The organism is Nonomuraea cypriaca (genome assembly GCF_015645445.1).
GTDB classification, from domain to species: domain Bacteria; phylum Actinomycetota; class Actinomycetes; order Streptosporangiales; family Streptosporangiaceae; genus Nonomuraea; species Nonomuraea cypriaca.
In genome coordinates, this window is record NZ_JADOGI010000123.1 from 17,804 (window position 1) to 31,321 (window position 13,518).

General features: G+C 69.1%; 13 protein-coding genes. 6 read left to right on the forward strand and 7 right to left on the reverse strand.

Annotated elements, in window-relative coordinates; all coding sequences use genetic code 11:
- The first annotated feature begins 13 nt into the window (after nt 1-13).
- Complete coding sequence (locus tag ITP53_RS33145) at nt 14-871, forward strand: neutral zinc metallopeptidase (RefSeq protein ID WP_195899397.1); 858 nt, start codon at nt 14-16, stop codon at nt 869-871.
- Between the two features lie 12 nt (nt 872-883).
- On the opposite strand, the gene ITP53_RS33150 is transcribed toward ITP53_RS33145, so the two are convergent.
- The 5 genes from ITP53_RS33150 to ITP53_RS33170 form a co-directional block, all read right to left on the reverse strand.
- A complete protein-coding gene (locus ITP53_RS33150) occupies nt 884-2,095 on the reverse strand; it encodes an ROK family transcriptional regulator (protein ID WP_195899398.1) in 1,212 nt (403 codons plus the stop codon).
- Nucleotides 2,096-2,130: 35 nt separating this feature from the next.
- Nucleotides 2,131-3,393 carry a sugar ABC transporter permease gene (locus ITP53_RS33155; protein WP_195899399.1) on the reverse strand — a complete coding sequence of 421 codons (1,263 nt, stop codon included), beginning with the start codon at nt 3,391-3,393 and terminating at the stop codon, nt 2,131-2,133.
- Nucleotides 3,390-4,154: an ATP-binding cassette domain-containing protein gene (locus ITP53_RS33160; protein ID WP_195899400.1), complete on the reverse strand. Its 765-nt coding sequence runs from the start codon at nt 4,152-4,154 to the stop codon at nt 3,390-3,392. The genes ITP53_RS33155 and ITP53_RS33160 overlap by 4 nt, the downstream gene beginning before the upstream one ends.
- Nucleotides 4,155-4,211: 57 nt before the next feature.
- Entirely contained in the window at nt 4,212-5,324 is a 1,113-nt protein-coding gene (locus ITP53_RS33165) for a sugar ABC transporter substrate-binding protein (RefSeq protein WP_195899401.1), read from the reverse strand.
- 218 nt (nt 5,325-5,542) lie between these two features.
- On the reverse strand, nt 5,543-6,250 hold the full coding sequence (locus ITP53_RS33170; protein ID WP_236051431.1) for a sulfite exporter TauE/SafE family protein: 708 nt from the start codon (nt 6,248-6,250) through the stop codon (nt 5,543-5,545).
- Nucleotides 6,251-6,387: 137 nt separating this feature from the next.
- Here ITP53_RS33170 and ITP53_RS33175 point away from each other — a divergent pair, with 137 nt between their 5' ends.
- The gene (locus tag ITP53_RS33175) at nt 6,388-6,723 is read left to right on the forward strand and encodes a hypothetical protein (RefSeq protein ID WP_195899402.1); all 336 of its coding nucleotides are present in this window, start codon (nt 6,388-6,390) and stop codon (nt 6,721-6,723) included.
- Nucleotides 6,689-7,018: a type II toxin-antitoxin system PemK/MazF family toxin gene (locus ITP53_RS33180; protein ID WP_195899403.1), complete on the forward strand. Its 330-nt coding sequence runs from the start codon at nt 6,689-6,691 to the stop codon at nt 7,016-7,018. Before ITP53_RS33175 ends, ITP53_RS33180 begins: the two co-directional genes overlap by 35 nt.
- A gap of 267 nt (nt 7,019-7,285) precedes the next feature.
- On the opposite strand, the gene acnA is transcribed toward ITP53_RS33180, so the two are convergent.
- Both acnA and ITP53_RS33190 read right to left on the reverse strand, forming a co-directional pair.
- Entirely contained in the window at nt 7,286-10,015 is a 2,730-nt protein-coding gene (gene acnA, locus ITP53_RS33185) for an aconitate hydratase AcnA (RefSeq protein ID WP_195899404.1), read from the reverse strand.
- A 235-nt stretch (nt 10,016-10,250) separates the two neighbouring features.
- Nucleotides 10,251-10,979, reverse strand: coding sequence for a metal-dependent hydrolase (locus ITP53_RS33190; protein ID WP_195899405.1), 729 nt, complete (start codon nt 10,977-10,979; stop codon nt 10,251-10,253).
- A gap of 360 nt (nt 10,980-11,339) precedes the next feature.
- Here ITP53_RS33190 and ITP53_RS33195 point away from each other — a divergent pair, with 360 nt between their 5' ends.
- From ITP53_RS33195 to ITP53_RS33205, 3 genes are all read left to right on the forward strand, one after another.
- A complete protein-coding gene (locus tag ITP53_RS33195; RefSeq protein WP_195899406.1) occupies nt 11,340-12,059 on the forward strand; it encodes a PadR family transcriptional regulator in 720 nt (239 codons plus the stop codon).
- A 115-nt stretch (nt 12,060-12,174) separates the two neighbouring features.
- On the forward strand, nt 12,175-12,714 hold the full coding sequence (locus ITP53_RS33200; protein ID WP_195899407.1) for a DUF1707 SHOCT-like domain-containing protein: 540 nt from the start codon (nt 12,175-12,177) through the stop codon (nt 12,712-12,714).
- Nucleotides 12,715-12,804: 90 nt separating this feature from the next.
- On the forward strand, nt 12,805-13,485 hold the full coding sequence (locus ITP53_RS33205; RefSeq protein ID WP_195899408.1) for a DUF6879 family protein: 681 nt from the start codon (nt 12,805-12,807) through the stop codon (nt 13,483-13,485).
- The last annotated feature ends 33 nt before the right edge of the window (nt 13,486-13,518 follow it).

Sequence of the window (13,518 nt, forward strand, 5' to 3'; positions counted from 1 at the left end):
CAAAAGTAAAATCGTGGCTCTTGTCGCCGTTGTGGTGGCTCTCGCCACGGCCGCGGCGGCGTTGGTGCTCGTTCTGGCGGACGTCGCCACGACCGCGACGGAGTCCAGCAACGAGGGCCAGCAACTCGCCGCCGCACCCTCCGAGTCCCCCGCCAGGAACCTGGCGCCCACACTCGGCAAGTCGCTGGCGACCGTCAGCCCGCTGTATCGGACGGGGCGGCTCACCGACGTGAACTGCACGCCAGGCGAGCTGCCGGCCGGCAGCATCAGCGCGTACCGGCGGTTCCTGACGCGGGTGACCACGTGCCTGAACAAGGCGTGGGGCGCGCAGTTCCGCAAGGCCGGGCTGCCCTTCACCAAGCCGCGGCTGCGCATCATCACCGGCAAGATCAAGACGCCCTGCGGCGCGTGGAACGTCGGCGCGGACGGCGTCTACTGCTCGGTCGACCGCACGATGTACCTGATGATCAGCCGCGAACAGCTGCGCAATCCGTTCCCGCTGGGCATCACGCGGCTGGTCGCCCACGAGTACGGACACCACGTCCAGCAGGCGTCCGGCATCTGGCACTACTACTGGGCGGCCAGGGCGGTGGCGGGCAAGGCCAGGCGGCTGCAGCTCTCGCGGCAGTCCGAGCTGCAGGCCGAGTGCTTCTCGTCGGTCTTCATGAGCACGGCGAAGGGCACCCCGCTCGTCACGGACGAAGACTGGGCGTACACGGTGGACTGGTTCAGGAAGAACGGGGCCAAGGGCTGGCCGCAGAACGACCACGGCAAGGGCCCGACGCAGGCGGCCTGGATGGAGCGCGGCTTCGACCGCGGCACTCCGGGCGCGTGCAACACCTGGGCGTCGGCCGCCAGGAACGTCACATGAACGCGCCCGCCGCTAACCGTTGCCGTTGGCGCGGGCCAGCACCTCCAGCGGGTCGGCGAGCACGTGGGCGAAGGCCAGTTCGGCCGCTCCCACGAGCGTCGCGGCGTCCCCCAGGGCGGACGTACGCAGCCGCAGCCTCTCCCGCTGCGGCGCCATGGCGCTCAGGGTGAGACGGCTGCGCACCTGGGCGGCCGACCCGAGGTAGACCTCCCGCAGCATCCCCCCGAAGATCACCATTGCCGGGTTGAAGACGTTCACCAGGTTCGCGACGCCGAACCCCAGCCAGTCGCCCACCCTGCTGAGCGCCTCCTGCGCCACGATGTCCCCCCGGTCGGCGGCCTCCACCACGGCCCGCACCGCGTCGCGGCCGTGCTGCCCCGCGCCGAAACGGCCGGCCGACTCCAGCAGCGCCCGCTCCCCCACCTCCGCCTCCAGGCAGCCGTGCGAGCCGCAGCCGCAGGCGCGCCCGCCCGGGTTGACCACCATGTGACCGACCTCGCCGCCGTAGCCGTCGTGGCCGCCGAGCAGGTGGCCGCCGGCGATGATGCCGCCGCCGATCCCGACGTCGCCGTGCAGGTAGATGAGGTCTCTGACGGCGGCGCCGACGCCGCGGCTGTGCTCGGCGAGCGCGCCCAGGTTGGCGTCGTTGCCCACGCTGACCGGCAGACCCAGGTCCAGCCTGCGGCCCAGCTCCTCGCCGAACGGCACCTCTTCCGCCTTGAGGTTGGGGCCGAACCTGACCACGCCGTCGGCCCTGCGCACCCCGCCGGACACGGCCGCCGCCGTCCCGACGCAGACCGTGTCGGGGCTGGTCTCGCGGCGCATCTGCCTGACGAACCCGGCGAGCACGCCGGTCAGTTCGGCCAGCTCGAACGAGCCGCGCTGGCGTACGGTCTCCCTGCGGTCGAGTATCACGCCGCCCAGCCCGACGCGGGCGGCCGCCAGCCGGTCGGGACCCACGTCGAACGCGAACACGTAGACGCGCGCCGACTCAGGCCGCACCACGAGCGAGGGCCGGCCCGCGCGGCCGGTCTCGCGCGGCAGCTCCTCGCGGACCAGACCGGCGGCGGTGAGGTCGGAGGTCAGGGCCATGATGGTGCTGCGGTTGAGCCCCATCTTCGAGGTCAGCTCGGCACGCGAGGTCGGCCCGCCCAAGTGGACGTGGCGAAGTAGCGCGCCGAGATTGTGGCGCCTGATGTCCTCTTGGGAGGGGCCGGCACGCATGGTCTGAGGTTCCCTGGCAGGCTGTGAGTCGCTGATCACCTTAAACCAGCGGCGGCCGCCCGCCTGCGCGCCAGGGCGTCGACACCTGCGGCGAGCAGCAGGACGGATCCTGTGACCAGGTATTTCACGCTGGCACCGTACCCCATCAGGCCCATGCCGTTCTCGATCACGGCGACCACGGCGCCGCCGAGCACGGCGTCCAGCACCCTGCCCTTGCCGCCGAACAGGCTCGTGCCGCCGATGACCGCCGCGCCGACCGCGTACAGCAGGACGGAGCTGCCGCCGGTGTTCGGGTCGACGGAGCTGGCCCTGGACGCGGCCACGATGCCGCCGATCGCGGCCATCGAGGAGCAGATCACGAACGCGCTGATCCTGATCCTGTCCACCGGGATGCCCGCCCTGCGGGCGGCCTCGGTGTTGCCGCCGACCGCGTAGATGTGCCGCCCGAACCGGGTACGGCGCAGCACCAGCGTCCACCCGACCAGCAGCACCAGGATGATGGGCACCACGATCGGCACCCCGGTGAGCGAGACGAGCGCGGGATTGCGGCTGCGCTCCAGGTTGAGCACGAAGACCGCGACGCCGGCGAGGACCGCCAGCGCGCCGACACGGAAGGCGATCAGCGACAGGGGGTCGGCCGACAGTCCGCGCTTGGACCGCTTCCTGGCGCGGAGCGACTGCACGCCCGCGAAGACCGCCACGCAGGCGGCGTAGAGCGCCCAGCCGAGCCAGGGCGGCAGGTTCCTGTTCGCGATCGCGACGATCACGCTGTCCCTGATGGAGATGTTCGTGCCCTCGTCGACCAGCACCAGGACCAGGCCCTGGAAGGCGAGGAACGCGGCCAGCGTCACGACGAACGACGGTATGCCGACCTTGGCCACCAGCGACCCGAGCACCGTGCCGATGACGACGCCGGTGACGATGGCGGCCAGCACGCACACGTACCAGGGCAGGCCCAGGTTGGTGAGGGTGACGGCCAGCACCGCCGCGCACACGCCGCTGGCGAAGCCGGCGGACAGGTCGATCTCGCCGAGCAGCAGCACGAACACCAGGCCCATCGCGATCAGCGTGATGGCGGCGCCCTGGGTGAACAGGTTGGCGAAGTTGATCGGGGTGAGGAAGGAGGGCCGCGCGCCGGCGAAGGCCACGCAGAGCACGACGAGCCCGAGCACGGCGGGCAGGCCGCCCATGTCGCCGCCGCGTACGCGCTGGACGTAGGCGAAGAAGCTGTTCTTGATCGACGGAGTACGCGTCGCGGTGACGATGGCCTCGCCGGGCAGTTCCTTGACCTTGCTCATGGGGTGACCCCGTTCTTGAGGCCGAGATCACCGCTGCGGCCCGAGGTGATCAGTTCGACGACCTGGGGGTGTGTCACGTCGGCGGTCTTGACCTGGGCGGCCATCCTGCCGAGGTAGAGCGCGGCGATCCGGTCGGAGACGGCGAAGACGTCGTTCATGTTGTGCGAGATGAGCACGACGGCCAGGCCGGTGTCGGCCAGCCGGCGCACCAGTTCGAGCACCTGCGCGGTCTGGGCGACGCCCAGGGCCGCGGTCGGCTCGTCGAGGATGACGACCTTGCTGTTCCACAGCACGGCCTTGGCGATGGCCACGGTCTGCCGCTGTCCGCCCGACAGGCTGGAGACCTGCTGCCTGATGGACTTCACCGTGCGCACGGACAGGCTGCTGAGCGTCTGCTCGGCCAACTCCTCCATGCTGTCCTCGTCGAGCAGGAGACCGCTCTTGCGCTCCCTGCCGAGGAACATGTTCTGCACGATGTCGAGGTTGTCGCACAGCGCCAGGTCCTGGTAGACGATCTCGATCCCGAGCTCGCCCGCGTCGCGCGGGCTGTGCACCTGCACCTGGCTTCCGTCGAAGAAGATCTCTCCGGCGTCGATCGGGTAGATGCCGCCGACACACTTGACCAGCGTCGACTTGCCCGCGCCGTTGTCGCCGACGAGCGCGGTCACCTCGCCGGCGTACGCGGAGAACTCGACCTCGTGCAGGACCTTCACCGGACCGAAGCTCTTGTCGATCCCGCGCACTTCAAGGAGGGGGGTCATGGGGCTCCCTAAGGGAGGGTACGGCCGGCGGCCGCACCCTCTCGTCGTGCGTACCGGCTACTGGATTCCTGCCTCGGTGCACTTCTCGGCGAAGTCACCCGTGCACAGTTCCTCCTTGGTGACGTAACCGTCGGCCACCACGTCCTTGACGTTGTCGAAGTAGATGGCCTGCGGCTCCATCAGCTCGGAGGGCACGTCCTGGCCGGTCTCCGGGTCCTTGACGCTGCCGCTCGCCGTGGGCTTCTCGCCCTTGGCCAGCGCCACCGCGAGCTTGGCCGCGGCGTCGGCCTCCTTCTTGACCGCCTTGTAGACCGTCATGCACTGGTCGCCCGCGAGGATGTTCTGCAGGCCCTGAACGGTGGCGTCCTGGCCGGTGACCGGCACCTTGCCGTTGAGGTTGTTCTTCTTCAGCACGGTGATGGCGGCGTTGCCCAGGCCGTCGTTGGCGGCCAGGACGCCGGCGATCTTCGGCTCGCTGGTCAGCATCTGCTCGAAGATGGTGCCCGCCTGGGTGTTGTCCCAGTCGGGTACGGCCTGGTCGGGGCCCTTGACGTACTCGCCGGCGTCGAACTTGGGCTTGAGCACCCCGTCGTAGCCGTCCTTGAACAGGGTCGCGTTGTTGTCCGTCGGCGAGCCGTTCAGGTACGCGACGATCGGCTTCTCGGCCTTCTTGTCGGTCAGGCACTTGCTCAGGCCCTCGCCCTGCAAATTGCCGACCTTGGTGTTGTCGAAGCTGACGTAGTAGGCGGCGCCGCCGCCGAGGGTCAGCCGGTCGTAGTCGATCGTGGCCACGCCCTGGGACCTGGCCTTGTCGATGACCGTCTTGCCGGTGCCGCTGTCCAGGTTCACGATCATCAGGACGGTGGCGCCGTTCGTGATCATCTGGTCGGCGATGGTCTGGAACGCCGTCTTGTCGTTCTGGGCGTTCTGGATGTCGTACTCGACGCCGGCGGCCTCGAAGGCCTCCTGCAGGTATTTGCGGTCCGCCGTCTCCCACCGGGCCGAGGACTTGCTGTCCGGCAGGATGACGCCGACCTTCCCCGCTTTCGCGGGCGCCGACGCGGAGGCTGACGAAGTCGACGTGGTCTGACCGCTTTCGCCCCCGCAGGCGGTGAGACCGAGGGCGAGCGCGGCTGCCGCGGCGGTCAGGCTGAGGATCCCCTTGCGCATGGTGCAGGGTCCTTTCTTCCGGAGGGGCCCGGATGAATGTTGTTTGCGGCAACGTATTCCGGGATCGCTTGCTTTGGAAGCCCCTCCGGCCCCGGACCGGGTCACAATCCAGAAACGTCACCTCAACCTGTCCGACTCTTACGCCGAGAACCTGCCCGACTCTTACGCCGGGCGATCCGGCGTCCACCCTGACGACACGACAACCGGCTCACAGGGGATCATCCGCCTTGGGTGACCTGAGTGAGCACGTTCTGTGCGATCAGCCCGACGGCGGAGGCGGCGGCCACGACGAGGACGGCCACCCGGACCTTGCCTCCGTCGAGATAGCGCCGCAAGGGCCCCGACACCAGGAACCCGAGCAGCATCGGCACGATCATGGTCGCCCCCAGTCGCAGCGCGTCGGCCGGCAACTCGCCCACCATGGCCAGGACGACCAGCGACTGGGCGGCGCTCAGGAAGAAGAACATCGCCAGTGTCGCCCTGATCTGGGGGCCCTTGGCGTTCTGGTACACGAGCGCGATGGGCGGCCCGCCGATGCCGGTCGCGGTCCCGGTGACCCCAGCCACGAAGCCCGCCGAGGTGATCGTCACCCCGTTGCGCGGCACGCTTATGGACCTCGCCGTCAGCGCCACGGCGATCAGGACCATGACCGCCACGAGGATGGAACGGTTGTAGATGGAAACGTAGACAACAATGACTGCACCGAGGCCGCTCCCCGGTAGCCTCCCCAGCACCGCGAAGCCGACCCCGCGCCAGTCCACCCTCCGCCACTCGGTGGCGAGCGTGAACAGCGGCAACGTCATGTTGACCACCTGGATGGCGCCGGGCATGAGGTCGGGCCCGAGCATGGTGAGCACGGGGGCCGCCACCAGCCCCAGCCCGAATCCCACCCCGCCCTGGACCACCGCGCCAACAAAAATCGCCAAACCACCAGCAATCAGCACCAACGCCGCATCCGTCATGCACGAGAGTCAACCATCTTTACTCTCCGTTGCCATAAATGCTGCGAGAGTAACCGTCTTCATGTAGTGTTCTTCGCGGACGCAGACGTAGCCTCTGGAGTATGGCCATGAAGCCGAAAGCGACGACGATACGCGTCAGCGTCAAAACAAGAGACCGAATCGCAGCACTGGCTAAGAAGGCAGGTGAACCCATGACCGCGATCATCGACCAGGCCATCAGGGAGATGGAGAAAAAGCAACGCTGGCAGCGTGTCGCGGAGCAGATGGAGCACACGCAGAAGGAGGACCCGAAAGCCTGGGGAGATTATCTCGCCGAGTCCGAGCTGGTCCAAGGCCCGCTGGCACGCTCCACCCGCATCGCACCGGAGTGGGAGGGGCTCATCACGTTTTCCGAGGAGAGAGATGAGGGTGATCCAGGGCGAGATCTGGCTCGCTGACCTGGGCGAACCGACCGGTCGCGAGCAGGGCTACCGCCGTCCTGTGCTGATCGTCAGCAACGACGACTTCAATTCTGCGGCCCCAGTCAAGATCGTCGTCCCGCTGACCACGACACAGCGAGGATGGGACAACCACATTCCCATTCCGACCGAGGGCACGGGCTTGGAGAAGCCCAGCTGGGCCATGGTCGAGCACGTCCGCAGCGTGTCTCCGCGCCGGTTCACGAGGAGGATCGGGATAGCTCATGACGAGCTCGTCCGCGAGGTCACCGACTGGATCACCGACATGATCTAGTGGGGTCGCCGCCCGGCGAAACAGGAGTTCGCCGGGTGGCGTCTGTCATCGTGCCACACTCCGCCTGCCTGCGACACCTGGTCGGCCCCCGCCGCCAAGGTCGCGTGAAGACAAGAGCCGTCCGGCGGGGGGTGTCCCGCCGGACGGCTCTCATGTGTCGGGTGGTTCCCCCGATACGGGCGCGTGAGGATCACGCCCCACCCCCGGCATGACGCCAAGGGGGTCCCGGCCTCCGCCAGGCTCATGACCGGACGAAGGCGCGGGAAGTCACTTGGCGAGCAACGAACGCAGAACGTACTGCATGATCCCGCCATGCCGGTAGTAATCGGCTTCGCCCGGCGTGTCGATGCGTACCACCGCGTCGAACTCCACGTCGCCGGCCTTCACGTGCACCGTCCGCGGGATGCCGCCGCCGTTGAGCTCCTCGACGCCCGTGATGTCGAACGTCTCCTCCCCCGTCAGCCCCAGCGACGCCGCCGAGGCGCCCTCCGGGTACTGCAGCGGGAGCACGCCCATCCCGATCAGGTTGGAACGGTGGATGCGCTCGTACGACTCCGCGATGACCGCCCGGACGCCCAGCAGCGCCGTGCCCTTGGCAGCCCAGTCACGCGAGGAGCCGGAGCCGTATTCCTTGCCCGCCAGCACCACCAGCGGCGTCCCGGCCGCGGCGTAGTTGACCGAGGCGTCGTAGATGAACGACACCGGCCCGCCGGGCCGGGTGAAGTCGCGAGTGTAGCCGCCCTCGGTGCCGGGGGCGATCTGGTTGCGCAGGCGGATGTTGGCGAACGTGCCCCTGATCATCACCTCGTGGTTGCCGCGCCGCGAGCCGTAGGAGTTGAAGTCCTTGACCTCGACCCCGTTGGCCCGCAGGTAGTCGGCGGCCGGGGTGCCGGCCTTGATGGAGCCGGCCGGCGAGATGTGGTCGGTGGTGACCGAGTCGCCGACCCTGACCAGCACGCGCGCGCCGGAGATGTCGGTCACGGGCTCGGGCTTCTCCGGCATGCCGTCGAAGTAGGGGGCCTTGCGCGCGTACGTCGACGCCGGGTCCCAGTCGAAGGTGTTGCCCGTGGGGATCGGCAGCGAGCGCCAGTGGTCGTCGCCCTTGAAGACGTCGGCGTAGTCGCGCTCGAACATGTCGCGCCCGATGGAGGAGTTGACCACGGCCGAGATCTCCTCGGGCGAGGGCCAGATGTCGCGCAGGTAGACCGGCTCGCCGTCGCCGCCGAGACCGAGCGGCTCGGTGTCGAGGTCGAGGTCCATGGTCCCGGCCAGCGCGTACGCGACCACGAGCGGCGGCGAGGCCAGGTAGTTCATCTTGACGTCGGGGTTGATGCGCCCCTCGAAGTTGCGGTTGCCCGACAGCACGGCGGTGACGGCGAGGTCGTTGGCCTGCACGGCCTCGGAGATCTCGGGCGGCAGCGGGCCGGAGTTGCCGATGCAGGTGGTGCAGCCGTAGCCGACGAGGTTGAAGCCGATCTTGTCGAGGTACGGCTGCAGCCCCGAGCGCTCGAAGTAGCCGGTGACGACCTGCGAGCCGGGGGCCAGCGAGGTCTTGACCCACGGCTTGCGGGTCAGGCCCTTGTCGACGGCGTTGCGGGCCAGCAGCGCCGCGCCGAGCATGACGTACGGGTTGGAGGTGTTGGTGCACGAGGTGATCGCGGCGATCGAGACGATGCCGTGGTCGATCTCGAACGAGGTGCCGTCGGCCAGCGTGACCGGGACCGGCTTGTGCGGCCGGCCGCCGTTTGCGCTGGCGTTGGAGGCGGGCGAGTCGGAGGCCGGGAAGGTCTCCTCGACCGCCTCGTCGGTGACGTCGGTGACGTAGTTCTGGACGTCGTGGCGCCAGGTGGCCTTGGCGGCGGACAGCGCGATGCGGTCCTGCGGGCGCTTGGGGCCGGCGATGGACGGGACGACGGTGCCGAGGTCGAGCTCGATGTACTCGGAGAACACCGGCTCGGGCGCGGCCGGGTCGAGCCACAGGCCCTGGGCCTTGGCGTACGCCTCGACGAGCGCGATCTGCTCCTCGGAGCGGCCGGTCAGGCGCAGGTAGCCGACCGTCTGGCCGTCGATCGGGAAGATCGCGCAGGTGGAGCCGAACTCGGGGCTCATGTTGCCGATCGTGGCCCGGTCGGCCAGCGGCACGGATGCGACGCCCTCGCCGTAGAACTCGACGAACTTGCCGACCACGCCGTGCTTGCGCAGGATCTCGGTGATCGTCAGGACCAGGTCGGTGGCGGTGGCGCCGGCCGGGAGCTGGCCGCTGAGCTTGAAACCGACCACGCGCGGGATCAGCATGGAGATCGGCTGGCCGAGCATCGCGGCCTCGGCCTCGATGCCGCCGACGCCCCAGCCGAGCACGCCGATGCCGTTTTCCATGGTGGTGTGGGAGTCGGTGCCGACGCAGGTGTCGGGGTAGGCCTTACCGTCGCGGGTCATCACGACGCGGGCCAGGTGCTCGATGTTGACCTGGTGGACGATGCCGGTGCCGGGCGGGACGACCTTGAACTCGTCGAACGCGGTCTGGCCCCAGCGCAGGAACTGGTAGCGCTCGCGGTTGCGCTCGTATTCGCGCTCCACGTTGCGCTTGAAGGCGTCGGGGTGGCCGAAGTAGTCGACGATGACCGAGTGGTCGATGACCAGCTCGGCCGGCGCGAGCGGGTTGATGCGGGCCGGGTCGCCGCCGAGGTCGCGTACGGCCTCGCGCATGGTGGCGAGGTCGACCACGCACGGCACGCCGGTGAAGTCCTGCATGATGACGCGCGCGGGCGTGAACTGGATCTCCACGCTCGGCGTCGCGCCCGGATCCCAGCCGCCCAGCGCCCGGATGTGGTCGGCGGTGATGTTGGCGCCGTCCTCGGTGCGGAGGAGGTTTTCCAGCAGGATCTTCAGGCTGTACGGGAGGCGTGCGGCGCCCTCGACGGCATCCAGCCGGAAAATCTCGTATGACGCGTCGCCAACGCGTAGCGTGTCACGGCTGCCGAAGCTGTTCGCGGACACGGTGATTCGCCTCCTCCATCAGACTGTCAGTGCTCATTTGGTCGCTCACCGCTCCTCGCTCGCCTCGCGCAGACCCTCCTGGTGGTTGGGTCTCCACTCCGCTCGCTGTGTCGCGTGCGCTCCCGTCAAATCCTGCCGCACCACGGAACCGTTAAGCATGTTAGGTGAACCTAACCCGCAGGCCGCGGCGGATGTCTCGACATCAAGATATCTTCCAGAGTATCTCGACATCAAGTTAAACGGGGATCAGCCGCCAGAACAGCAGGCCGACGATGGCCACCGAGAGCACCGGCGCGAGGATCTTCTGCTCGAACTTCTGGCCGGTCTTGATGCCGATCTTCCAGGGCAGCACCCATTTGACCGACAGCGGCCAGAGCACCGGACAGCCTCGCTCCGTCATGCAGTCGCCGACCACGTGGATGAGGCAGCCGAGCCCGACGGCCAGGCCCAGCCAGGCGTACCCGACCGCCAGGGAGAGGAAGACGGCGTAGAGCCCGGCGGTCAGCGCGATGTTGATCATTGCGGACCCGGCTTTGTTGCCGGGGATCCCGACGCCGATGGCCCGCAAGGCGAGGCCGATGAGCAGCACGACCATGATGTCGCGCCCGATCGGATAGGCGTTGGCCAGCCAGTGGGCCCCGAACCCGAGCGCCACCGCGAACACCAGCGAGTGCGTGGCGCCGCGGTGCCCGCCGCTGAGCCAGGCCACGGCCTTGCTGAGCCCCCAGGTGATCGGCCCGAACGTCTGCGCGATCGTCGCGCTCGGGTGGTCGAGGTCGGGCAGCATGGCGGCGCCGGCGCAGATGAGGGCGCCCGCGATCAGCTCGGCGGGACTGAGCGCGGTGGCCATGATCCCGATGTCGACGAACCGGGAGGACTCGTTCAGCAGCGGGAGTGCGGCGAGGGGCGGCGCCAGCCCCAGCCAGGCGATGGCCCCGGTCATCGCATGCGTATGCCCCATCATGATCGGGACTGTACGGCAAAGAAGCCCTTTACGCGGCACGGCATGCCGGACGGCTACGTGACGCGGCGGAGTCAAGAGGCGGCGGTCCCCCGGGGTCACGAAACCGGACGGGAACGCGGATGGGCCCTCGCTGAAATCTTCCGGAAACGCAGACGAGGTCGTCTCCGCGGCGACAGCACCCCCCAGCCCTGCCGACGCGGAACGACCTCGTCTGCTGTGTTCAACGACCCCTTCGCCAATCCTGTTCCCGGATTCCGCAACTTTTTCGTGATGTGGCTCACTCATCACGACCGCTTGTCAACGACATACTATCGATATATCTTTGACGCATCGAGAACAGATCACGATATAGGGGGAAAGATGACCCACATTCATGCGGCGGGCGGGCCCTGGCCCGGCGCCCAGGATTACAAGAGGGCCGCCCGCGAGGCGTTCAAGGCCCTGTCCGACGCCTTCGAGCAGATGGGCGGTCACCACCACCGCGGCGGCCCGCACGAGCACAGGAACCGCGGCAGGCGGGGCGGGCCCGGCCCGTTCCCGTTCGACTTCGGGCGCGGCCCGTGGGGCGGCGGCCCGGGCGGGCCGTGGGGCGGGCACCGCGGCTGGGGCAGCCGGCCCCGCAAGGCCAAGCGGGGCGACGTGCGCGCGGCGATCCTGGCGCTGCTCGCCGAGCAGCCGCGCAACGGCTACCAGATCATCCAGGAGATCGCCGAGCGCAGCGAGGGCGGCTGGAAGCCCAGCCCCGGCGCCGTCTACCCGGCGCTACAGCAGCTCACCGACGAGGGGCTGGTGATCGCGGAGGAGAGCGAGGGCCGCAAGACCTTCCGCCTCACCGACGAGGGCCGCGGCTACATCGAGGCGCACGCCGACGAGGTACGCGCCCCGTGGGACGAGATGCGCCCGGACATCGACGACAACACCGCCGATCTCTGGCACATCGCCAGACAGTCCGCATTCGCCATGATGCAGGTTCTCCAGACCGGAAACGACGCACAAATCCGCGAAGCGCGTAAGACTCTAGTGGAGACCCGGCGCAAGCTCTACCAAATCCTGGCCGACGACGACCCGGGCGAGGAGTAACCCATGAACCCGCAAGCCAGCGCCGTCGTCTGGAGGAGCGGCGGGAGCGCAGCGACCAGAGCGGGGGAAGACGACGGCATGAGGCGGACGAGCCCGCCTCCACGGAGTGGAGGCCATGAGCATGCGTGATGAGCTTCGCATCGGCGATGCCGAGCGCGAGCAGACGATGGCGGCGCTGCGCGAGCACTTCGCGCAGGGCCGGCTCACCCACGAGGAGCTCGACGAGCGACTCGACCAGACTCTGTCCGCCAAGACGGCTCGCGACCTCGCGCAGGTGACCGCCGACCTGCCTGGACCCGGCCAGGCCCTGGGACCGGCGTACGACGATCCCGGCTATGCCCGTCACCCGGGACACCCCGGCGCGATCCCCCATTTCGACAGGGGGGACTGGCGGGCGGCGATGGCGGCGCACCGGCGGCAGATGCAGTCGATACACCACGCGCAGCGCGACATGCACCGGGCGGTCTGGAGCGAGCGGCACGGCCGGCCGTGGCGGGGGCGCCGCGGGCCGAGTCCTCTGGTGCCGGTGCTGTTCGTGGTCACGATCCTGGCGCTGATCTTCGGCGGATTCGGCGCCTTCAAGGTGCTGTTCTTCGTCTGGCTGGCTGCGCTCTGCTTCAGCGGGCTGCGCCGGCGCTTCCACCACCGCGGCTGACGGACCCGGCCGGATCGTTTTGGGCCTTGACCGTGTCTAGGGCTCAACTGATGATCTGGTCGGGTCCTCAGACGCGAAGGGGAAAGCCGCATGACCGAGCACGGCACTCCGGCCGGCCACACGAACCCGTTCGCGGCCGTGGCGCACGCGGACGGCCTCATCCTGGACGCGCCGGAGTACCAAGCCGGATTCGACCGTGATCACGCCCGCTGCGCCGGGCCGATGTGGAAGCTGGAGCGGGCGCAGGTCTTCTACGAGCCGGACGTGGCGAGCTGGCGGGCCATGATGGACGGCGACTGGGCGGGTTCGCTGGCACTGGCCGACCGGGTGGCCGCGCCGCTGGCCGACTATTTCCGCCGCCACCTGCCGGTCACCCGGGTGCGGGTGGTGGAGTTCCCGATCACGGCGTACCTGCAGTGGGAGATGCACCTGCTGGCGCTGCGCGCGGCGGCGGGCTCGCCCTGCAGGGTGGTGCCCGCCGCGCGGGTCGCCGCCTTCGACCCCGTGCCGGAGCTGGTGATCTTCTCGCCGTCCCTCATGTACGAGGTGCTGTACGACGAGGTCGGCGGCGGGCGCGGCGGCCGGCGGATCACCGAGCCCGAGGTCGTCGGCCCCTGTCTGCGCGTGGTCGAGCAGCTGTTCGCCGAGGGGGAGGACGTGCTGCGCTTCCACGAGCGGGAGATCGTGCCGATGCCGCCGCCGGTCGTCACCGACGAGATGCGAGCCGCCCTGCCCGCCTACGCCCACCGCACCGAGGAGTTCCGAGTCTGACCCCGCCCAAGCAGCCCAGGCAGAGGCCAGGGT

Excerpts from the sequence above, each read along its gene's own strand:
- ITP53_RS33175 (WP_195899402.1), top strand. The coding sequence starts at position 6,388 with ATGGCCATGAAGCCGAAAGCGACGACGATACGCGTCAGCGTCAAAACA.
- ITP53_RS33160 (WP_195899400.1), bottom strand. The coding sequence starts at position 4,154 with ATGACCCCCCTCCTTGAAGTGCGCGGGATCGACAAGAGCTTCGGTCCG.
- ITP53_RS33150 (WP_195899398.1), bottom strand. The coding sequence starts at position 2,095 with ATGCGTGCCGGCCCCTCCCAAGAGGACATCAGGCGCCACAATCTCGGC.
- ITP53_RS33155 (WP_195899399.1), bottom strand. The coding sequence starts at position 3,393 with ATGAGCAAGGTCAAGGAACTGCCCGGCGAGGCCATCGTCACCGCGACG.
- ITP53_RS33165 (WP_195899401.1), bottom strand. The coding sequence starts at position 5,324 with ATGCGCAAGGGGATCCTCAGCCTGACCGCCGCGGCAGCCGCGCTCGCC.
- ITP53_RS33200 (WP_195899407.1), top strand. The coding sequence starts at position 12,175 with ATGAGCATGCGTGATGAGCTTCGCATCGGCGATGCCGAGCGCGAGCAG.
- ITP53_RS33180 (WP_195899403.1), top strand. The coding sequence starts at position 6,689 with ATGAGGGTGATCCAGGGCGAGATCTGGCTCGCTGACCTGGGCGAACCG.
- ITP53_RS33195 (WP_195899406.1), top strand. The coding sequence starts at position 11,340 with ATGACCCACATTCATGCGGCGGGCGGGCCCTGGCCCGGCGCCCAGGAT.
- ITP53_RS33190 (WP_195899405.1), bottom strand. The coding sequence starts at position 10,979 with ATGATGGGGCATACGCATGCGATGACCGGGGCCATCGCCTGGCTGGGG.
- ITP53_RS33205 (WP_195899408.1), top strand. The coding sequence starts at position 12,805 with ATGACCGAGCACGGCACTCCGGCCGGCCACACGAACCCGTTCGCGGCC.